Raw genomic sequence first — 19,152 nt, 5'->3', positions numbered from 1 at the left:
GGTTCCATGAACGTCAAGCGCACCTTGAAGCTCCTGCTCGCCGCCGCCGTGGTGGCCTCCCCGGCGGCCTGGGCGGAATATCCCGACAAGCCCATCACCCTGATCGTGCCCTGGGCCGCCGGTGGCGGCACCGATGCCACCGCACGAATCATCGCCAGCGTGCTGGAGCAGGAGCTGGGGCAGACGATCAACGTGGTCAACCGCACCGGCGGCAGCGGCGTGGTCGGCCACACCGCCATCGCCAACGCCCGCCCGGATGGCTATACCCTGGGCCTGGCCACGGTGGAGCTGGACATGATGCACTGGCAGGGGCTCACCAGCCTGACCTACCAGGACTTCACCCCGATCGGCCAGATCAACTTCGACTCGGCCAGCCTCTCGGTGGGCGAGGACTCCCCGTTCAAGGACCTCAAGGATTTCGTGGCCCAGGTCAAGTCGCACCCGGCGGGGACCTACACCGCCTCGGGCACCGGTCTCGGCGGCATCTGGCACGTGGCTCTGAACGGTTTTCTGATGGATCAGGGCATCGCCGCCGGCAAGCTGACCTGGATTCCCAGCCAGGGGTCGGCACCGGCGATGACCGAGCTCGCCTCCGGCAGCATCGACGTGGTCGCCTCCTCGCTACCGGAAGCTCGCGCCATGATCGAGGCCGGCGAGATTCGTAGCCTCGGCGTGATGACGCCGGAGCGCCTGAGCGGCTTCCCCGATATCCCCACCTTCCACGAGCAGCTGGGCAGCGACTTCAGTCTCGGCGCCTGGCGCGGCGTCGTCGGCCCCAAGGGGCTCGACGAGGCGGTGGTGAACCGGCTGGAAACGGCGCTGAAGACAGCCTATGACAGCGATGCCTACCAGAGCTTCATGGCCAAGCAGGGCTATGGTGTGGTGTGGCGTGATGCCGACGACTTCGAAACGCTGATGGCCGAGGACGATGCCAAGTTCGGCGAGATCATGAAACAGATGGGGCTGGCCCACTGACGCCACCATAATGCCACCGGCGTCGCGAGACGCCGGATCACCAAGGACCGATACGCATGCAGCTCCCGCACAATCCGTTTCAGGCCGCGCTGGATGGACAGACCCGCTATGGTTGCTGGGCCGGCTTCGGCACCGGCTATGCCACCGAGATACTCGCCACCACCGGCTTCGACTGGCTGCTGATCGATGGCGAGCACGCTCCCAATACCGTGCCCAGCATCCTGGCGCAGCTGCAGGCGGTGGCACCCTACGCCTGCGCGCCGGTGGTGCGCTGTGTCAATCACGACCCGGCGCTGCTCAAGCAGCTCCTCGATATCGGTACCCAGACGCTGATGGTGCCGATGGTCGACACCGCCGAGCAGGCCGCGCAGCTGGTCGCGGCGACCCGCTATCCGCCCCGAGGCTTCCGTGGCGTAGGCGGCGGGCTCACCCGTGCCACGCGCTGGGACGCGATTCCCGACTATCTCGCCCGGGCCCACGAGACGCTCTGCCTGATCGTTCAGGTCGAATCCCGCGCCGGGGTCGACAACGCCGCAGCGATCGCCGCCACCGAAGGTGTGGATGCGATCTTCGTCGGGCCGATCGACCTCTCCACCGGCGTCGGCCATGTCGGCAACCCCAACCATCCCGACGTCCAGGCGATGATCCGCCACACCTTGGAGGTCACCAAGGCCGCGGGCAAGGCGGCCGGCATCCTGGCGCCGGCCGAGGCGGATGCCAAGCGCTACGCCGAGTGGGGGTTCGATTTCATCGCCGTGGGTATCGATATCAGCCTGCTGCGTCAGGCAGCACTCGAGACGGTGTCGCGTTATAAAGAGGACGTCTCCCCGACGCCCTCGAGTCTGGGATATTGATGCCACGTCAGGTGAAAGATAAAACGCCCCAAAGCGAAAAAGCCCCGGCCACACAAAGTGACCGGGGCTTCGCTAAGCGAGCGTTTCTCCACAATATCGACACACTCGCGGCACGGCTTCCGGCGCCTCGGCGACCGAGGCTTTCCGCGTATCGGCGATTGCCGGCGCCGGCGACGCGCCGCACTTTATCTCTGTGCTGACTGGCACGATCGTGCCCTGTTCTGCGCGCAGGCCGATATCCCGCAGCATGTGGGCATTGAGATGGGAGAGCGCACGCCAGTCCTGCCGGCGGCGACGGGCGAGAGCCAGACGGCCCTTGAGCACATCGATGAAAGTCGTCAGTTTCATACTTGTCCACTCCGTCAGTCGGAGGCCGGACAAGTATCGCGATCATGGCGGGTAACACTTTCCACTGCGCATCGGCCGCGATACTCGTCGCGGCCGATAACGATCTGCTATCCCAGGCGCACGACGCGACGACGAACTCGATTATTGTGCTGGCGCACAGGGATCGAGAGCATCGAAAAAGTCGAGCGATGGAATAGTGTCATGATCGCGTCCAGGGAAAATGCCGAAATCGGCAGGAATGCCGGAGACTCTGAATTACACTCGCGGCCCTTCCGATTAAAATCGAGGGGCATTCAACGCGTCAATATTTTTATCGAAAAAAGCCCGATATCCGTCCAGCAGGCCAACGCATAAAAACCGCAACCCCAGGTCGCATGTCGCCAGGGTTACGGTTCGATAGCGCTGCAGGATCAGGACGGCAGGATCGCCCTTCCGTCATTCACCGTGGCAGCACTTTTACCACGATGGCGTTGGCCGTTATGGCGCGATCGGGGTCGAGACCCGGCCTGAACCGGTGACGACCCCGCCGCTCTTCAGGCGTAGGTGTTGATTTGAGTACCGACGGTACCGGTGGCGGCCAGCTTGGGTTCCGGGGCCATCGAGTCCATCAGCTGCGAGACTTGCGCGGACTGATTGTCGAGCGAGCGCTTGAGCAGCGACGCCTGCATGTCCTGATCCTGATTGAACTGCTGCAGCGCGACTCCGGCGCCGACGACAGCATTGACTGCACTATCCATAGGAGACTCCCTATTTCCTGTTCTCGAGTGAGAGGGATTACCCTCAGATCCTCTATCGGCGGCTGTCGCCCTAGGCTTTAGGCGCTAGACTTCAAGGTCCGGCGCGCCTCCCCTGAACGCGGCGATGGCCGTTCTCCCCTTTTGGAGGCTCTTGCCCGATGATTCGACTGTCACCCCGCGCGCGCCAGCGCACCCTGGGCCGCCTCGGTATGATGCTGGCCACCGCGGCGCTGCTGGCCGCCTGCCAGCCCCAGCCACAGGAGACCGCCGCCGGCCCGCGCGAGGCGCAGCGCACCTTCCACAGCGCAGAGGCTGGGGTAACGCTCGACTACCCGGCAACGCTCGAGCGTGTCGACGGCCATGCCGACACGCCGGCGATCACGGGCTACTTCGACAACGGTAGCTGGCAGCTCGACGCCTCGGCGCCGGGCGAGACCTTGATCACTCTCGCCCTGCCCGGCTCGGACGCCATCACCACCGGGCTCTGGCGCCTGGGCATCAGCCGCGACCCGGAAGCGATTCGCCAGTGCCAGCGCCTGCCCGCCAACGCCCAGCGCGCGTCGAGCCCGAGCACCCTCGATGGCCACGCGGTCGTGGTCTTCACCCAGAGCGATGCCGGCATGAATCACTTCCGCGAGGTCGAGAGCTATCGCAGCGTGATCGCGGCGACCTGCTACGCCATCGACCTGATCGTCGAGGGCAGCAACGGCGACGTCTATGATCCGCCACGCCAGCCCCCCTTCTCGCGTGAAGCAGCGCATCAGGCACTACGCGAGATCAACGCCGGCCTGCACCTGGATGGATGAGCGGCGGCGGAAAGCCGCCAGAGCCGGCGGCTGCTAAACTCGAGGCCCAGCGACACACGACGAGTGACGAATAGAGAAGCCATGAAGACCATCGGAGCGCATGTCAGCGCCGCAGGCGGCGTCGATCAGGCGGTGAGCCGCGCCACCGAGATCGGCGCCAACGCCTTCGCCCTGTTCACCAAGAACCAGCGTCAGTGGCAGGCCAAGCCGCTGGAGGCGAAGACCATCGAGGCGTTCAAACGCGCCTGCGACACCCACGGCTTCGGTCCCGGCCAGATCCTGCCCCATGACAGCTACCTGATCAATCTGGGTCACCCCGAGCCGGAGGGCCTGGCCAAGTCTCGCGCCGCCTTCCTCGACGAGTGTCAGCGCTGCGAGCAGCTGGGTCTGACACTGCTGAACTTCCACCCGGGCAGCCATCTCAACAAGATCAGCGAGTCCGACTGCCTGGCGCGGATCGCCGAGTCGATCAACCAGGCCCATGCGGCCACCGAGTTCGTCGTCGCGGTGATCGAGAACACCGCCGGCCAGGGCACCAATCTGGGATTTCGCTTCGAGCATCTGGCCGAGATCATCGACCAGGTCGAGGACAAGTCCCGGGTCGGTGCCTGCATCGACACCTGCCACGCCTTCGCCGCCGGCTACGAGTTACGCAGCGCCGCCGACGCCACCGCCATGCTCGATACCTTCGAGCGCGTGGTGGGGCGGCGCTATCTGCGTGGCATGCATCTCAACGACGCCAAGAGCACCTTCGCCAGCCGCGTCGACCGCCACCACAGTCTGGGCCAGGGCAATATCGGCAGCGAGGGCTTTGCCGCGCTGATGCGTGACCCACGCACCGACGATATCCCGCTGATTCTGGAGACCATCGAGCCGGCTATCTGGCCGCAGGAGATCCAGTGGCTGCGCGACCAGCAGCACAGCGCCTGACCCTCACGCTTTGCGCGGCGCCCGATACGCGGCGCCCCTGAATAGGATAATGACCCCATGGATGGATTCTTTCACTGGCTCGGCGATGCCATCGGTCGCGTCATCCGCAGCGTCGTCGGCCTCCTCGACAGCCTGTTCGGCGGCCTGTGGCGGGCGATGGACGGCTTCGTCGACGGCCTCACCCAGGCGCTGGGGATCAGCGACTCGGTCTTCAGCCTCGGCGTGCTGGTGATCGGCGTGCTGCTGCTGATCAGCGGCGTGCGCGCGCTGCTGCGCGGCGGCGTGGTCGGCGGTGTGATCGGCCTGCTGCTGGGGCTGCTGGTGCTTGGCTGGCTGATCCAGTGAGCCCGGCGCCGTCGGCGCCATCCTGCTGCCGGCATGCCCGATCCTGCGACGCTGTCGCCTACGGCTTGTCAGCCCGCCCCACCTCTACCACCTTGAGAGTCCAGATGCATGAGGCGGCGCCCGCGGGCGCCGCAGGACCGACAAGGAGGCGTCAAGCATGACCCAGTCAATGAAGTCATCCCACGAAGGTGTCGATCTCTACAACCAGTTCATCGACGGTGAGTGGACCACCGGCGGTGGCGAACCCCTGGACGTGCTCAACCCGGCCACCGGCGAGCTCATCGCCCGTGTCTCCCTGGCCGACGAAGCCCTGGCCAACCGTGCCCTGGAAGCGGCCCAGCGCGCCTTCCCGGCATGGTCGCGCAAGACCGCGGTGGAGCGCGCCGACCATCTCTACCGGCTGGTCGAGCTGATCCTCGAGCAGCGCCAGCGCCTGGCAAGACTGATCACCACCGAGCAGGGCAAGCCGCTGGACGAGGCCGACGCCGATGTCGGCATGTGCGCCGACCTGATTCGCTTCGCCGCCGAGAATACCCGCCGCCTCGAGGGCGACATCATCCCCGCGGACGACCCCGACGAGCAGATCTGGATCCAGAAGGTGCCCCACGGCGTGGTGGTCGGCATCACCGCCTGGAACTTCCCCGCCGCGCTGATCGGCCGCAAGCTCGGCCCGGCGCTGGCCGCGGGCAACACCATCGTGCTCAAGCCCTCGGAAGAGACCCCGCTGACCGCGCTCGAGATCGTCGAGCTGGCACGTCAGGCGGGCATTCCCCAGGGCGTGGTCAATCTGGTCAACGGCCGCGGCCGCGATATCGGCAACCAGCTGATCACCAGCCCGATCACCCAACTGGTGAGCATGACCGGCAGCGTGCGCGGCGGCCGCGAGATCAACAAGGCGGCCGCCGAGCATCTCAAGATCGTGCGTCTGGAACTGGGCGGCAAGGCGCCCTTCATCGTGCTCGACGACGCCGATCTCGACCCGGCGGTGGATGCCGCCATCGCCTCGCGCTTCGACAACTGCGGCCAGGTATGTACCTGCAACGAGCGCATGTACGTGCAGTCCGGCATCTACGACCGCTTCCTCGAACGCTTCAAGCAGCGCGTCGAGGCGCTCAAGGTGGGCAACCCGCTGACCGACGAAGACGTCGACATGGGGCCCAAGATCAACGCCGCCGAACTCGACAAGATCCACGCCATGGTCGAGCAGGCCCAGCGTGATGGCGCGCAGCTGCTCACCGGCGGTCAGCGCCTGAGCGGCGGCGACTACGACAAGGGCAACTACTACGCCCCGACCATTCTCACCGGTGTCGACAACGACATGCAGATCATGAAGGAGGAGATCTTCGGCCCCGTGGTGCCGATCATGAAGATCGACGACTTCGATCAGGCGATGGCGTATGCCAACGCCTCCGAGTATGGCCTCTCGGCCTATGTGTTCACCCAGAACGTGCGCCACCTGATGGCGCTGACCCGTGAACTCGACTTCGGCGAGATCTACGTCAACCGCGGTGCTGGCGAGTCCGTCCAGGGCTTCCACAAGGGCTACCGCAACAGCGGGCTCGGCGGCGAGGATGGCAAGTACGGGCTGGAGGCCTACGTCAAGAGCAAGACGATGTACGTCCACTACGCCTGACACCACACCCATTCGAACGAACCGCCTTCGTTCTGCCGACTCTCCCCATGACAACGGGCCGCCAGTGGCGGCCCGTTGTCGTCAGGTTTCATGCGAAAGCTGCCAGCACCCGCCGACTTTTCGGACAAACCCTGGTGGCTATTGCCGACTCAGCGAGGGCAGCACAGGGTCACGGTAGCGCCACAGGATGAACACCCCGGCGAAAACCATGACGAGTGCCACCGCCAGCAGGATCGAGCCCGTCGCCAGAAACCCCGCCGTCGTGCTCACGATCAGCCCGCCCAGCGGCTGGGACAGATTGTTGAGCATCACCACCAGCCCTGTCGTCTTGCCGAAGTCTTCCGAGGGAATCACCCGACGGCGCAGGCTGCGAATCGAGACACTGAACATCTTGTCGAAACCGACCACCAGCAAAAATCCGAGCGCATAGAGCGACGAGCTCGTCGTCACGCTCGCCATCAGGCCGCCCAGCGCCATCGCCGCATAGGCCAGCAGCCCCAGCCGGTCCGCCGGTATCAGCGATCTTGCCGTGAACAGCAACACCAAAACCGTGGCCAGCGCCCCGCCGGCCTGCAACACGCCATAGTAGATTTGATCATGGTGCTGAACGCCGGTGACAACGGCGGGCGCCGTGGCCAGTAGCGTCCCCAGCAGCAGATTGACGGCCATTGCCAGGCCGATCGAGGCCGGCAGCGCGGGGCTCAAGCGGAGATGACGACCCGCGATCAGCAGCGTCCGATATCCGTTGGCGGCATTCGGCCGCGGCGTCGGCAACGCGGGCCTGGCCAGGCGTTGCCAGCGCCAGACCGCGAGATCGCTGAGCGCGAAACCGAGCGCGATCACCACCACTACCGCCTCCCACTCGAGCCGGGCCAGCAGCGCCGCCGCCACCAGCGGCCCAAGTACCGTTCCCACCTGGTCGAACAGTTGGGCGTGGGAGACGAGCCGCTCGTAGCGAGTTGCACCGAAGGCCTGAACCAACAGCATCTCTCGCGCCATCACGCCCTGGGTCGACAATACGCCGACCAGCGCCGACAGGCCGATCAACCATGCCACATGGGGTATCGCCAGATAGCCCAGGATCGCCGCGATGCACGTTGCCATGCGCCAGCGCTGGCTAGATCGCAGCAACCGATCGTTGCGGCGACGGTCGCAGAGCTGACCGCACAGCGGAAAGGCCAGAAACCGTGGCAGGGTCTCGAAGAAGAACGCCAGCCCCGACCAGGCGACACTGCCGGTCAACCGATAGATCACCAGCGGCACCAGGAACAGCAGCATCTGGTCCGCCAGCCGCGACAGCAGCAGCGACACGAAGAACTGACGATTGGGCGATCTCATCCGTCGAGCGCTCCCCGGGGCCCGGTTGCCGGCGCCAGTCATGGGGTCGCACGCTAGGTGCGACCCGGCCCGACCGATCGACAGCCGTCTTCAGGCATCCGCCAGCGCGCGCTCCACCATCTCGTAGACATTGGGCGAGAGCTTCTCGCCGCGAATGCGTTCGAGCTCGGCCTTCATCAGCACCTGACGCTCCTCGTCGAAGCGCTGCCAGCGGGTCAGCGGGGTGATGATGCGCGCCGCGATCTCCGGATTGAGACGGTTCAGCTCGATCACCACGTCCGCCAGCAGCTTGTAGCCCTGGCCATCCAGACGGTGGAAGTTGACCCGGTTCTGGGCGAAGGCGCCGATCAGCGCGCGCACCTTGTTGGGGTTCTTGAGCGAGAACGCCGGATGCTCCATCAGGAAACGCACCCGCTCGATCACATCGGGCTGGGGACGGGTGACCTGGATGGTGAACCACTGATCCATCACCAGCGGGTCGTGGGCCCACTGCTCGCCGAACGCCTTGAGCGCCGGCTCGGCCAGATCGCTGCGATCGCTGTGGGCGAGCAGCGTCAGCGCGGCACGCACGTCGGTCATGTTGCCACTGTTCTTGAACTGCGCCTGGGTCAGGCCGATCGCCTCGTCGTCGGCGATGCTCATCAGATAGGCCAGCGCGACGTTCTTGAGCTTGCGCCGACCGATCTGCTCGGGCGTCGGCGCATAGGGCTCGTCGTTCTGGTTGTCGCGGTAGACCGCGAGGAAGGCGTCACGCAGCTGCCAGGCCAGCGACTGACGCACGAACTCGCGCGCGGCATGGATGGCGTCGACATCGACCACCGGCTGCTGCTCGGCGATATAGGCTTCCGACGGCAGCGTCAGCATCTCCGCCAGCACCGCCTGGTCGTCACCGGGCTCGTCGAGCAGGCTGCGGTAGGCCTCGACCAGGCGCACGTCCATGACCTTCTCGACCCCGTTGCGGTGCGCGGCGATGAGATCGTCCAACGCCAGCATGGTCAGGCGCTGGCCGGCATCCCAGCGGTTGAAGCCGTCACTGTCGTGGGTCAACAGGAAGGCCAGCTCCTCCCGCGAGTAGGGGTAGCGCAGCTTGACCGGGGCCGAGAAACCGCGCAGCAGCGACGGCACCGGCGCCTCCTCGACATCCTGGAAGACGAAGGTCTGTTCCGCCTCGCGCAGATGGATCACCGCATCCTTGCCCAGGGTCTCGCTACCGCCCGCGGCGTCGGCGAGCTTGAGGGTCAGATCATGCCCCGACTTGGTCCCCACCAGGCCCAGGCGGATCGGCACGTGGAGCGGCAGCTTCTCGCTCTGACCCGGGGTCGCCGGGGTACGCTGGGAGAGACGCAGATGGTACTCGCCGGTGGCGTAGTCATACTCGCCGTGGGCATCGATCTCCGGGGTGCCGGCCTGGGCGTACCAGCGCATGAACTGGTCGAGATCGAGCCCCGAGACCTCCGCCATGCAGGCGACGAAATCCTCGATGCGTACTGCCTGGCCATCGAAGCGTGCGAAGTAGAGATCACTGCCGCGGCGGAAATCCTCCCAACCGAGCAGATGGCGCAGCATGCGCACTACCTCGGCGCCCTTCTCGTAGATGGTCAGGGTGTAGAAGTTGGAGATCTCGATGTAGTGATCCGGGCGCACCGGGTGGGCGGTGGGACCGGCATCCTCGGCGAACTGGGCGGTCCGGAAGAAGGAGACGTCTTCGATACGCTTGACCGGCGCCGAGTTGACGTCGGCGGAGAAAGTCTGGTCGCGGAAGACGGTGAAGCCCTCCTTGAGCGAGAGCTGGAACCAGTCGCGGCAGGTCACCCGGTTGCCCGACCAGTTGTGGAAGTACTCGTGGGCGACGATCCCCTCGACCCGCTGGAAAGCGGCATCGGTGGCGGTCTGCGGATGGGTCAGCACCGCCGCCGAGTTGAAGATGTTAAGCCCCTTGTTCTCCATCGCGCCCATGTTGAAGTCATTGACGGCCACGATCATGAAGCGGTCGAGGTCGTACTCGCGGCCGTAGGTCTCCTCGTCCCAGCGCATCGCACGCTTGAGCGATGCCATGGCATGGTCGGTCTTGTCGAGATTCTCCGGCTCGACCCAGATCTGCAACAGCACCTCGCGGCCGCTCTGGGTGGTGAAGTGGTCTTCCACCTTCTCCAGACTGCCGGCGACCAGCGCGAACAGATAGCTCGGCTTGGGGTGCGGGTCCTCCCAGGTGACGAAGTGACGCTGGTCGGGAAGCTCGCCCTGCTCTACCGGATTGCCGTTGGAGAGCAGTACCGGCAGCGACTCGCGGTCACCGATCACCGTGGTCGAGAAGGTCGCCATCACGTCGGGGCGGTCGGGATAGAAGGTGATGCGGCGAAAGCCTTCCGGCTCGCACTGGGTGCAGTACATGCCGTTGGAGCGGTAGAGCCCCTCCAGCGCGGTGTTGGTGTCCGGCGCGATCTCCACCTCGGTATCCAGGCGGAAGCGCTCGGGCACCCGGGCGATGGTGAGGCTGTGAGCGTCGGCCTCGAACTCATCGGCCTCGAGGGGCTGACCGTCGATGGCGACCTGCTTCAGCGTCAGGCCCTCGCCGTCGAGCACCAGCGGCAGCCCCGCCTCGCGCTCCGGGTGACGCTCCAGATGCAAGCGCGCCTTCACTCGCGTCGCCGTCGGATCGAGATCGAAAGTGAGCTCGGTGTGGGTCACGCGATACGCCGGCGGCAGATAATCCTTGAGATAGGTCGCTTGCATCTCAGACATGGCAACGCTCCTGGTCGAAAAAGGCAATCCGTGAACCGATGTCGCAACCGCACATCGGCCGGGATGACACTAGACGAAAAAATGAACAGGCCCGGCACGAAAAGTCGACGCGTGAAGCCGTTTTCGTGCACAGCCTGGGGGACGCTGGCCGCGTCCCGCACTGGCCCCATTCTAACCAGTTGGACCAAGCGATATCGAATCGATGCCGTTAGCGCGGAGAAAGCCCACAGGCGAGACAGCCTCGACCGTCGCCGGTACCGGGTCATGGCGGGCGGGGCCGCAGACGATCGTCGAGTGATCAGAGAGGGCGAATGACGGCAACACATGCCGGGAGAGGAAACGAGTCGCGCCAGAGGAAACGAATGCCGAAAGAGGAGGCGAATGTCGAGGAAGATGAGAACCCCGCGCGCCGAGCGCGGCGGCAGCCTGTCAGCGGCGTTCGGAGACCGACTTCTCCTCCCACAGCTCGCGCACCGGGCACTGCAGACTCGGCAGCGGGCGCGTGACGATCCACGCCGCCAGCGCCGCCAGGCCGAGAATCAGCCCGACCTTCAGCGCCAGCAGTGACACCGTGAAGGCGATGATCACACAGGAGACCGTCAGCATGATCACGGCCATGATCTTGGCGTGCTTGGGGATGGCGCGCTCACGCTCCCAGGAGAGGATCGGCGGGCCGAAGCGCGGGTGGTGACGAATCCAGTCGGCGAACCGCGGCGAGCCCTTGGAGGCGAGCCAGACCGCCGCCAGCATGAAACAGGTGGTAGGCATGACCGGCAGGAACAGCCCGATGACGCCAAGCGCAAAGCTGATGGCAGCAAGAGTGACGAAAATGGCGTTGCGCATGCCGGACATCCCCAAGGTCGGCGAAGTCGGGGCCTCAGGGTTACGTGGGAAGCGTCGCCTTGCGAAGGCACTGCACACCCGCGGCCCGAGGCCAGATCGATCACTAGTGTAAACCAGGCCGCCCGACTCGCTCCAATCCGCCGCCATGGAAAACACCAATGCCTCTGATAGCACCGCACGAGCAGCGAGCCGTCGATGGCATCGAGATCGATACTGTCGAGATCGATACTGGGGCGCGATCAATGATGACAGCGTGGAAACACGCCATTGGCCCAGAGACGGCTAGTGCCGGCGGCGCATCGGCGTAGGCTGGAAAGCGACACCAACACCCCGACCATGCCACGCGCCGAGAGGAGCCTGCCCATGCCCACCGCCCCGATTCTCTATCTTTCCCACGGCGCTCCGGATCTGGCGCTGAGCGCCCACCCGGCCCGCGACTTCCTGCGCCAGTTGGGCCAGCGCCTGCCCCGCCCGCGTGGCGCACTGGTGATCTCCGCCCACTTCGAGACCCAGGAGCTCACCCTGGGTACGGCGCCGACGCCCGCCACCTGGCACGATTTCCACGGTTTCCCCGATGAACTCTACGCGATGCGCTATCCGGCCCGCGGGCTGCCGGAAGTCGCCGCGGCGATCGCCGAGACGCTGCGCACAGAGGACCACTCGGTCGCGCTCGACCCCGCCCGGCCCCTCGACCACGGTATCTGGTCGCCGCTGTCACTGCTGTGGCCGGACGCCGAGGTCGCGCTGATCCCGGTCAGCGTGCCGCTGGCCGTGGACACCCGCACCCAGCTCGCGCTGGGGGCGGCCCTGGCCCGCGCCGCCGCCGACCACGACCTGATGTTGATCGGCTCCGGCGCCGCCACCCACAACCTGGGCGACAGGCACCCGCGCCACGATAGGCCGGACGCCTGGGCGCGCGAATTCCAGGCTTGGGTGATCGACATCGCCGCCCGCGGCGACCTGGACAGCCTCGCCCGCTGGCACGAGCAGGCGCCGAACGCGCGCCACGCCCACCCCACACCTGAGCACTTCCTGCCGCTGCTGATGTGCCTCGGGGCCGCCGCGGGCCGGCCGCTCTCGCGCCTGCACGACAGCTTCATGTACGGCAATCTGAGCATGCTGGCGCTGGGCAGCGGTGCGCTCGCCGAGCTGACAGAGACCCACTGAGCGGCGAGCAGGGGCGGGCACTGTCCGGCGTGTTCAGTCGCGGAAGTTGTTGTACTGCAACGCCAGGTCCGGGCCGCTCTCGCCCTTGAGCAGCGCGATGGCCTGCTGCAAGTCGTCGCGCTTCTTGCCGCTGACACGCACCTTGTCGCCCTGAATGGCGGCCTGCACCTTGAGCTTGGCGTCCTTGAGCTGCTTAACGATCGCCTTGGCGTCGGCCTGCTCCAGCCCCTGCTTGAGCTTGATCTGCTGACGCGCCTTGACCCCCGAGGTCTGGGCCTCCTCGATCTCCATGCAGCGCGGATCGATGCCGCGGGCGATCAGCTTCGCGCGCAGCACGTCGATCATCTGCTGCAGCTGGAACTCGGCGTCCGCTTCCAGCGCCACGCTCTCGCCCTCCAGGGTGAAGCTGGCATCCACGCCGCGGAAGTCGAAGCGGGTCTGGATTTCACGGTTGGCCTGATCGACCGCATTGGTCGCTTCGTGACGGTCGAACTCGGAAACGATATCGAAAGACGGCATAGCTACTCCTCACCTACAAAAAAGGCGGCATGTCGTGACACGCCGGTGGTCATCAGGTCTGCGACTCGGCGGCGCTTGCCGGCGCCGCGAGATCCTTGTCCATGCGCCAGGCGGCACAGCCGTCGGCGTAGTAGTCGTCGATCCAGTGGTGGGCCATGAACCCCATGCGCCGGTAGAGCCCCATGGCGACCCGGTTGTCCGCGCGCACCTCCAGCACCAGGCGCGTGCATTCGCGCTCGCGGGCAGCGACCTCGAGTGCCTCCAGCAGCTCGCGGCCGAGGCCGCTGCCGCGTGCCTCTGGGTCGACACAGAAGGAGTAGAGTCGCGCCATGCGGCTGTTGCGCCGGAACAGCAGCGTGCCGTAGCCGATCACCTGCTCGGACTCGCTCACCGCGAGCAGCGAGAGGGCATTGGCTCGGGTCAACAAATGGGCGAGCTGGCGACGACTGAAGCGGTCGCCCTCGAAGCAGCGCTCTTCCAGGCGGAAGAGCGCATCGCGATCGGTGGCACGCCCGGGGCGGAGGGTGCGAAGCATGATGGCACTCGAATCGAAGAGAATGGGCGAACCTGGCGGGACGACGTGACGTTCGCCCCCCGGATGACACCCGCCACCTCAGGGTCGCGGGCGGCGTCCGTCGCGCCCGGGGAGACCCCGGGGCGCGGCGACGCTATGATGAAATTATTTCACGCTGGCAACGACTTGTCGCCATGACTCGCGCACCGCATGCTGAGCGCCCACCAGCGGGTCAGACGTCTCTTGGCCACATCGCCGCCCGGCCCCACCCTGCCCTCCAGCCATCGAGGAGTTTCCGATTCATGTCACGCCTGCGCATCGTCGTCGACCGGCTGGCCGACTGGCAGCCCTACTACCCTTCCGAGGATCTGATCAGCGCCGAGGACTTTCTCGCCCTGGACGCCGCCGCCAGCGCGGACGACGCCACGCACGTGATCAACCTGTGCGCCAATCTCGACTATCTCGAGACCGGCTACTACGTCTCGCTGCTGGCCCAGGCCCGAGCCCAGCGAGTGCTGCCCAGCGTCGAGACGCTCAACCAGCTCTCGCGCAAGGCACTGATCGACATGCAGCTGACCGCTCTAGACCCGCTGCTGGCGGAGCTCGACAAGCGCGGCGCCCTGGCCGGTGACAGCCTGACCCTGCGTGTCTTCTTCGGCGAGTGTCAGACGCCGGAGCTGGCCCGGCTGGCGCGGCGGCTGTTCGAGCGCCTGCCCCACCCACTGCTGGAGGCCCGTTTCGACAAGCGCCACGGCAGCTGGCGCCTGGCGCGGCTCAAGCCGCTGGCGCTGACCGCGCTCAAGAGCGGCGAAGAGGATACCTTCGCCAGCGCCCTCAACCGCCACTCGACCAAGGTATGGCGCACGCCGCGGGCGCGCCGCCGCTATCGCTTCGATCTGGCCATTCTGGTCGACCCGCAGGAGCAGTTGCCGCCGAGCAACCGCGGCGCGATCAAGCGCTTCATCCGCGCCGGCCGCCGCCTGGGCATCGATGTCAGCCTGATCACCCACCGCGACGCCGGGCGTCTGGCGGAGTTCGACGCCCTGTTCATCCGCGAGACCACACGACTCGACCACCACACCTACCGCATGGCCAAGAAGGCCGAGCACGAGGGCCTGGTGGTGATCGACGACCCGCAGTCGATCCTGCGCTGCACCAACAAAATCTACCTGCACGCCCTGCTCGGCACCCACAAGATCCCGGCCCCGCGGGGCCAGCTGCTGCACCGCAGCGATCTCGAGCGCCTCGACGACAAGCTCGCCAACCTGAGCTATCCGCTGGTGCTCAAGGTGCCGGACGGCGCCTTCTCCAAGGGGGTGGTCAAGATTCGCTCACGCGAGGAGCTGGCCGAGGAAGCCCCGCGCCTGTTCGCCTCCTCGGCGCTGCTGCTGTTGCAGGAGTGGCTGCCGACGGAGTTCGACTGGCGCATCGGCGTGCTCGACGGCCAGGTGCTGTTCGCCAGCCGCTACTACATGGCGCGGGGCCACTGGCAGATCTATGACCACTCCAGCGGCAAGACCCGCAGCGGCGGCTTCACCACCCACGACCCGTCGGAGGTGCCCGTCGCCGTGGTCAAGGCGGCGCTCCGCGCCACCAAGCTGATCGGCGACGGCCTCTATGGCGTCGATCTCAAGCAGATCGGCGATCGCGTGGTGGTGATCGAGGTCAACGACAACCCCAACCTGGACGTCGGGGTCGAGGACGTGGTGCTCAAGGATGCGCTCTACGAACGGGTGATGGCGGTCTTTCTGAAGCGCATGGAGCAACGGCTCGAGCACCGGCCGCGCCGCTGAGCGCGGCGGGCTCGCTTTTTCAGAAGGCGTTTACAGATTCGACGACCGCAGCCATCTCTGTAAACGCCCGCTCAGGCGGCGTCCACCGTGACCTGATAGCCGGCGAACTTGCGCAGGTTGATCACGCCGCTGTCGAGCATCAGATACTGCCCCTTGATGCCGGTCAGGGTGCCCTCGACCAGCGCCTGCTTGTCGAAGTTAAACGACTGGATCTTGCGCGGCCAGCTCAGCACCGGATAGTCGATCGAGACCACGTCGGGGCGTTCCAAAGTGCGGATCGCCTCGGCGCCGTGGGTCGCGCGCAGAGCGTCGAGCCCCGGCGCCACCGCGTCCAGCAGGCGGTCGCGTTCGGCCACCAGATCGAGCGGTTCGACCTCGCCCTTGAGCATGGCGCGCCAGTTGGTGCGATCGGAGACGTGCGCCTTGAACAGCGTCTCCACCAGCCCCGACTGCTGACGCGTGGCCACCTCGAGGATCGGCAGCGCCTGGATCGCGCCCTGGTCGAGCCAGCGCGTCGGCGTATTGGTTCCCCGGGTGATACCGACCTTGAGCCCGGAGGCGTTGGCCAGATAGACGATATGCGGGCGGAAACAGTGCTGCTCGCCCCACTCGGGCTCGCGACAGGTGCCCTGGAAGTAGTGGCAGGTCTCCGGGCGCACCAGACAGAGATCGCACTGGGCGAGCGTGCTGAAACAGGGGTAGCAGTAGCCCTGGCCAAAGCTCTTGCGGGTGTGCCGGCCACAGTGGACACAGTGAATCGCCCCGGCGTAGTGCAGGCGCAGCCGCTGCCCCAGCCGCGCATTGAGCGCCAGCCCCGCCTCCCCCGCCCGCAGGCGATAGTCGGCCAGTCCCGTCTCGGACAGCCGCACGTCCAGCTTGCGCAGTTGCCCGCTGACCCGGGCGTCGCCCTCGGTGAGGATCAGTTGATCCATTTGAGCGCCGCTTCCTCGGCCGTGTCGTGGCCGCCCGAGGCGCACTCGTTGCGTTCCAGATAGCCCACGCGCTGCGCCTCGGGCACCGCGTGGATCACCTCGTACTTGATCACCGCCTCCAGGCACAGCTCGGTCTGCTCGGCGCTCAGGGGGCGGCCGTCTGGCCACTTGCGCAGCTGGATCGCCTGCTTGAAGTTCTCGTACATCTCGGGGGTCATCTGCGCGACCATGCGGTCGAAGTTCATCTCGTTCATGCCTGCCTCGTCTTGGCGCCTCACGCCTGTCTCTATCCTGGGTCGCTGATTCGTGCCCGCTACCGGCCCCACCGCTGAGCCGCGGTCGCTCGCGCGGCCCGGGTCAGCCGGCGCGCCGTGTCAGCCTTGCGGCGACGGCCCCCATCAGCAACCCCGCCAGCAGCCCGCCCAGGTGGGCTTCGTTGGCGACGTTGCCGAAGCCGATCGCATCGGCCAGCCCGGTCATGGTAAAGACCATCCAGCCGAGCATGAAGACCACCAGCATCTGCGGCACGAAGTAGCCCTGCTCCGGACGCAGCCGCGACATCAGCCAGACGTAGCCGAGCAGCGCATAGTCGACGCCGGACATGCCGCCGAACAGCAGCGTGCCGGTGAAGTACTGCGCCAGGTTGGAGACCACCGCGGCGATCACCACGATCACCGCCAGCCAGCGCGAGCCCTGGAGTGCCTCGACCTGACGCCCGAAATACCACAGCCACAGCATGTTGAAGATCAGATGCATCCAGCCAAAGTGCAGCAGCGCCGGGGTGACCAGGCGCCAGATCTGCCCGCTGGCGAGGGCATCGCCCAGGGTGCCGGCGACCAGCCCCTGGCCGGAGGGGGGCACCGGCACGATGATCAGCGCGCGCAGGACCGCATCGCCGAACACGCTCATGCCGAGGAAGATCGCCACGCACAGTGCGATCAGCCCCGCCGCCAGCGGCGCCTGTCCGAACGCCTGGCCGGTGACACTGGGGCGCCGTCGGCGCGGCGCGGCAGCGGCTTCGGCGAGATCGCCGCGCTGCCAGCGCTCGATCAGCCGCACCGCCTCGTCACGCTGCTCGGGGTCGGCCAGCCACAGAATCTGCTGATCCTCCTGCTGGGTGAAGCGGTGCCCGATATGCTGCTGCCACAGCGCCTGACGCAGGGGACGCGTATCCAGATCGCGGGGCATGGCGAGAAGTCTGTACATGCAACCTTCCGAACCACGGGTGGGGGGAGTCATACACCGCGCCCTGGGGCCGGCGCAGAGCGCCATTCTACCCTGCCCGAGATGATCTGGGGATGAATGCCGCCGCGGACAACGCTCGTCGACGTATCGCGCAGGCCGAAGACATGCCCCGCCGAGGTCAGCACCGGGGTCAGACGGGAGGCGTAGGGTACAAAAAGAAAAATCCGGCGGGAGGGCCGCCGGATAAGAGCAAGGGATCATTCAAGGGAACACTTACTCAGAGTGGTGGCGCCGGCGGGAGTTCCCCGGGTGGGGCAAAAAAATGCGATTTTTCTCCCCATGCCGCGCGCAGGCGCCCAAAAAACCCAGGAAAATCAACCGTCAGCCCCACCGAAGGAGTCGCAAAAAAATCGCAGAGAAAGGGACGACACCTCACCGCAAGCCGTGATCGCAAACAGCGGCCCAGGCTTCGACTGAAAAGCCGGCGAGAGACGGCAGCTGTCGTGCAACGCCTAATCGGCGATACCTTCGCGCGCAACATCCACCCACACGAAGCGATCGGCATCGAGCTGCCTCTCGCCATCCCAGCGGTAGGCCACCAGCCGCCCGTATTTCACCGCGCTGTAGTCGAGGCAGGCGATGTTGGCGCGTGGCAGCGCCGGCACGCCCTTGCACCAGTAGTGGCCGACGAACAGCGGCGGCGCCGACTCCGGGTACCAGGTCAGACGATCGCGCTCGGCGTCGCTGAGCGCTCGGTCCTCGAGCCCATCGGGCAGATTGTCCGGCTGGAACACCACGTCGCCATAGGTGGCCGGCTCGCGACACCAGAAGTGGGTGCGGAAGGCGCGACGGGTGAAGCCATCTCCCGAGCGGATCTCCACTCCCGGCGGTAGCGGCATCTGGGTACCGCGGGTGAGCCGGTCCATCACCCGCTGGGCGAAGGTGCCGGGCTGGGTCGACTCGATCAGGAAATCGCGATCGATGCGGCCGTCGGGGCAGCGCGCCAGGAAGGCGTCGATCAGCGCCTCGTCCCAGCAGGCGTGCACCACCCGCATGCCGTCGAGTTCGAGACACAGCGGCATGTCGAGAAACCACTCGAGGCAGCGCTCCCACTCCAGCGGATGCTGGTGGTACTGGGCCAGGGTACGCTCGATGATGCGGTTGTTGCGGGGCGAGTGAGAACGCAGCCACGCCTGGGTACTCCCCGGCGGTGACGGGTGGCAGTAGGCCAGTGCGTTGTACTCGTGATTGCCCATCACGATGTGCGCCTCGCCGGCCTCGACCATGCGCTTGGCCACCGATACCGCCAGCCGGATCCGCGGCCCGCGATCGATCAGATCACCCAGAAACACCACCCGGCGGCGCGGATGGCGGTAGACACCGGCTTCCTCGCGGTAACCCAGCTTCTCCAGCAGCCGCACCAGGGTGCGGCCGCAGCCGTGCACGTCGCCGATCAGATCGTAGCCGTCCACCGCGTCGCCCAGTGCCATG

19 protein-coding genes are annotated in these 19,152 nt (G+C 66.4%); 8 read left to right on the top strand and 11 right to left on the bottom strand.

Annotation, left to right across the window (positions count from 1 at the left end; genetic code table 11):
• Nucleotides 1–6 precede the first annotated feature (6 nt).
• A complete protein-coding gene (locus tag DOM67_RS04825; protein ID WP_110674518.1) occupies nt 7–975 on the top strand; it encodes a tripartite tricarboxylate transporter substrate binding protein in 969 nt (322 codons plus the stop codon).
• Between the two features lie 56 nt (nt 976–1,031).
• Nucleotides 1,032–1,829: an HpcH/HpaI aldolase/citrate lyase family protein gene (locus DOM67_RS04820; protein ID WP_110674517.1), complete on the top strand. Its 798-nt coding sequence runs from the start codon at nt 1,032–1,034 to the stop codon at nt 1,827–1,829.
• 72 nt (nt 1,830–1,901) lie between these two features.
• On the opposite strand, the gene DOM67_RS04815 is transcribed toward DOM67_RS04820, so the two are convergent.
• The gene (locus DOM67_RS04815) at nt 1,902–2,177 is read right to left on the bottom strand and encodes a DUF1127 domain-containing protein (protein ID WP_110674516.1); all 276 of its coding nucleotides are present in this window, start codon (nt 2,175–2,177) and stop codon (nt 1,902–1,904) included.
• A 533-nt stretch (nt 2,178–2,710) separates the two neighbouring features.
• Nucleotides 2,711–2,914 carry a putative motility protein gene (locus tag DOM67_RS04810; RefSeq protein WP_110674515.1) on the bottom strand — a complete coding sequence of 68 codons (204 nt, stop codon included), beginning with the start codon at nt 2,912–2,914 and terminating at the stop codon, nt 2,711–2,713.
• A 158-nt stretch (nt 2,915–3,072) separates the two neighbouring features.
• Between DOM67_RS04810 and DOM67_RS04805 the strand changes: the two genes are divergently transcribed.
• The 4 genes from DOM67_RS04805 to aldA all read left to right on the top strand — a co-directional run bounded on the left by DOM67_RS04805 (nt 3,073) and on the right by aldA (nt 6,628).
• Nucleotides 3,073–3,720 (top strand): hypothetical protein, encoded by a 648-nt coding sequence (locus DOM67_RS04805; protein ID WP_110674514.1) that lies wholly within the window; start codon nt 3,073–3,075, stop codon nt 3,718–3,720.
• Nucleotides 3,721–3,801: 81 nt separating this feature from the next.
• Nucleotides 3,802–4,650 carry a deoxyribonuclease IV gene (gene nfo, locus DOM67_RS04800; protein ID WP_110674513.1) on the top strand — a complete coding sequence of 283 codons (849 nt, stop codon included), beginning with the start codon at nt 3,802–3,804 and terminating at the stop codon, nt 4,648–4,650.
• Nucleotides 4,651–4,707: 57 nt separating this feature from the next.
• On the top strand, nt 4,708–4,995 hold the full coding sequence (locus tag DOM67_RS04795; protein ID WP_110674512.1) for a hypothetical protein: 288 nt from the start codon (nt 4,708–4,710) through the stop codon (nt 4,993–4,995).
• A 157-nt stretch (nt 4,996–5,152) separates the two neighbouring features.
• The gene (aldA, locus tag DOM67_RS04790; protein WP_232825135.1) at nt 5,153–6,628 is read left to right on the top strand and encodes an aldehyde dehydrogenase; all 1,476 of its coding nucleotides are present in this window, start codon (nt 5,153–5,155) and stop codon (nt 6,626–6,628) included.
• Nucleotides 6,629–6,766: 138 nt separating this feature from the next.
• On the opposite strand, the gene DOM67_RS04785 is transcribed toward aldA, so the two are convergent.
• The 3 genes from DOM67_RS04785 to DOM67_RS04775 form a co-directional block, all read right to left on the bottom strand.
• Nucleotides 6,767–7,966 carry an MFS transporter gene (locus DOM67_RS04785; RefSeq protein ID WP_110674510.1) on the bottom strand — a complete coding sequence of 400 codons (1,200 nt, stop codon included), beginning with the start codon at nt 7,964–7,966 and terminating at the stop codon, nt 6,767–6,769.
• A 90-nt stretch (nt 7,967–8,056) separates the two neighbouring features.
• A complete protein-coding gene (gene pepN, locus DOM67_RS04780) occupies nt 8,057–10,708 on the bottom strand; it encodes an aminopeptidase N (RefSeq protein ID WP_110674509.1) in 2,652 nt (883 codons plus the stop codon).
• 429 nt (nt 10,709–11,137) lie between these two features.
• Nucleotides 11,138–11,551 (bottom strand): YbaN family protein, encoded by a 414-nt coding sequence (locus DOM67_RS04775; RefSeq protein WP_340638120.1) that lies wholly within the window; start codon nt 11,549–11,551, stop codon nt 11,138–11,140.
• A 363-nt stretch (nt 11,552–11,914) separates the two neighbouring features.
• Between DOM67_RS04775 and DOM67_RS04770 the strand changes: the two genes are divergently transcribed.
• A complete protein-coding gene (locus DOM67_RS04770) occupies nt 11,915–12,718 on the top strand; it encodes a class III extradiol ring-cleavage dioxygenase (RefSeq protein WP_157958794.1) in 804 nt (267 codons plus the stop codon).
• 33 nt (nt 12,719–12,751) lie between these two features.
• Here the strand turns inward: DOM67_RS04770 and DOM67_RS04765 are convergent, their stop codons facing one another.
• Nucleotides 12,752–13,237, bottom strand: a complete 486-nt coding sequence (locus tag DOM67_RS04765) for a YajQ family cyclic di-GMP-binding protein (protein WP_110674507.1) — start codon at nt 13,235–13,237, stop codon at nt 12,752–12,754.
• Nucleotides 13,238–13,289: 52 nt separating this feature from the next.
• Complete coding sequence (locus DOM67_RS04760) at nt 13,290–13,772, bottom strand: N-acetyltransferase (RefSeq protein WP_110674506.1); 483 nt, start codon at nt 13,770–13,772, stop codon at nt 13,290–13,292.
• A 281-nt stretch (nt 13,773–14,053) separates the two neighbouring features.
• Here DOM67_RS04760 and DOM67_RS04755 point away from each other — a divergent pair, with 281 nt between their 5' ends.
• On the top strand, nt 14,054–15,544 hold the full coding sequence (locus DOM67_RS04755; RefSeq protein WP_110674505.1) for a RimK family protein: 1,491 nt from the start codon (nt 14,054–14,056) through the stop codon (nt 15,542–15,544).
• A 71-nt stretch (nt 15,545–15,615) separates the two neighbouring features.
• Here the strand turns inward: DOM67_RS04755 and DOM67_RS04750 are convergent, their stop codons facing one another.
• The 4 genes from DOM67_RS04750 to DOM67_RS04735 form a co-directional block, all read right to left on the bottom strand.
• Nucleotides 15,616–16,476 (bottom strand): DUF2797 domain-containing protein, encoded by an 861-nt coding sequence (locus tag DOM67_RS04750; protein ID WP_110674504.1) that lies wholly within the window; start codon nt 16,474–16,476, stop codon nt 15,616–15,618.
• Nucleotides 16,464–16,730 carry a DUF1315 family protein gene (locus tag DOM67_RS04745; RefSeq protein WP_110674503.1) on the bottom strand — a complete coding sequence of 89 codons (267 nt, stop codon included), beginning with the start codon at nt 16,728–16,730 and terminating at the stop codon, nt 16,464–16,466. The genes DOM67_RS04750 and DOM67_RS04745 overlap by 13 nt, the downstream gene beginning before the upstream one ends.
• Nucleotides 16,731–16,833: 103 nt before the next feature.
• Nucleotides 16,834–17,682, bottom strand: a complete 849-nt coding sequence (locus tag DOM67_RS04740) for a rhomboid family intramembrane serine protease (RefSeq protein ID WP_110674502.1) — start codon at nt 17,680–17,682, stop codon at nt 16,834–16,836.
• A 491-nt stretch (nt 17,683–18,173) separates the two neighbouring features.
• A complete protein-coding gene (locus DOM67_RS04735; RefSeq protein ID WP_198651726.1) occupies nt 18,174–19,151 on the bottom strand; it encodes a metallophosphoesterase in 978 nt (325 codons plus the stop codon).
• Nucleotide 19,152: the final 1 nt, after the last annotated feature.

Origin of the sequence: Salinicola sp. RZ23, from assembly GCF_003206675.1 — a bacterium.
In the GTDB taxonomy this organism is placed as follows: Bacteria; Pseudomonadota; Gammaproteobacteria; order Pseudomonadales; family Halomonadaceae; genus Salinicola; species Salinicola endophyticus.
The sequence above is the reverse complement of the archived record's forward strand: the minus strand, read 5'-3'. Positions and strand labels throughout refer to the sequence as shown.

What these genes read in the sequence shown, in the direction of transcription:
- DOM67_RS04825 (WP_110674518.1), top strand. Translation starts at nt 7, where the DNA reads ATGAACGTCAAGCGCACCTTGAAGCTCCTGCTCGCCGCCGCCGTGGTG.
- DOM67_RS04820 (WP_110674517.1), top strand. Translation starts at nt 1,032, where the DNA reads ATGCAGCTCCCGCACAATCCGTTTCAGGCCGCGCTGGATGGACAGACC.
- DOM67_RS04815 (WP_110674516.1), bottom strand. Translation starts at nt 2,177, where the DNA reads ATGAAACTGACGACTTTCATCGATGTGCTCAAGGGCCGTCTGGCTCTC.
- DOM67_RS04810 (WP_110674515.1), bottom strand. Translation starts at nt 2,914, where the DNA reads ATGGATAGTGCAGTCAATGCTGTCGTCGGCGCCGGAGTCGCGCTGCAG.
- DOM67_RS04805 (WP_110674514.1), top strand. Translation starts at nt 3,073, where the DNA reads ATGATTCGACTGTCACCCCGCGCGCGCCAGCGCACCCTGGGCCGCCTC.
- nfo (WP_110674513.1), top strand. Translation starts at nt 3,802, where the DNA reads ATGAAGACCATCGGAGCGCATGTCAGCGCCGCAGGCGGCGTCGATCAG.
- DOM67_RS04795 (WP_110674512.1), top strand. Translation starts at nt 4,708, where the DNA reads ATGGATGGATTCTTTCACTGGCTCGGCGATGCCATCGGTCGCGTCATC.
- aldA (WP_232825135.1), top strand. Translation starts at nt 5,153, where the DNA reads ATGACCCAGTCAATGAAGTCATCCCACGAAGGTGTCGATCTCTACAAC.
- DOM67_RS04785 (WP_110674510.1), bottom strand. Translation starts at nt 7,966, where the DNA reads ATGAGATCGCCCAATCGTCAGTTCTTCGTGTCGCTGCTGCTGTCGCGG.
- pepN (WP_110674509.1), bottom strand. Translation starts at nt 10,708, where the DNA reads ATGTCTGAGATGCAAGCGACCTATCTCAAGGATTATCTGCCGCCGGCG.
- DOM67_RS04775 (WP_340638120.1), bottom strand. Translation starts at nt 11,551, where the DNA reads ATGCGCAACGCCATTTTCGTCACTCTTGCTGCCATCAGCTTTGCGCTT.
- DOM67_RS04770 (WP_157958794.1), top strand. Translation starts at nt 11,915, where the DNA reads ATGCCCACCGCCCCGATTCTCTATCTTTCCCACGGCGCTCCGGATCTG.
- DOM67_RS04765 (WP_110674507.1), bottom strand. Translation starts at nt 13,237, where the DNA reads ATGCCGTCTTTCGATATCGTTTCCGAGTTCGACCGTCACGAAGCGACC.
- DOM67_RS04760 (WP_110674506.1), bottom strand. Translation starts at nt 13,772, where the DNA reads ATGCTTCGCACCCTCCGCCCCGGGCGTGCCACCGATCGCGATGCGCTC.
- DOM67_RS04755 (WP_110674505.1), top strand. Translation starts at nt 14,054, where the DNA reads ATGTCACGCCTGCGCATCGTCGTCGACCGGCTGGCCGACTGGCAGCCC.
- DOM67_RS04750 (WP_110674504.1), bottom strand. Translation starts at nt 16,476, where the DNA reads ATGGATCAACTGATCCTCACCGAGGGCGACGCCCGGGTCAGCGGGCAA.
- DOM67_RS04745 (WP_110674503.1), bottom strand. Translation starts at nt 16,730, where the DNA reads ATGAACGAGATGAACTTCGACCGCATGGTCGCGCAGATGACCCCCGAG.
- DOM67_RS04740 (WP_110674502.1), bottom strand. Translation starts at nt 17,682, where the DNA reads ATGTACAGACTTCTCGCCATGCCCCGCGATCTGGATACGCGTCCCCTG.
- DOM67_RS04735 (WP_198651726.1), bottom strand. Translation starts at nt 19,151, where the DNA reads ATGGCACTGGGCGACGCGGTGGACGGCTACGATCTGATCGGCGACGTG.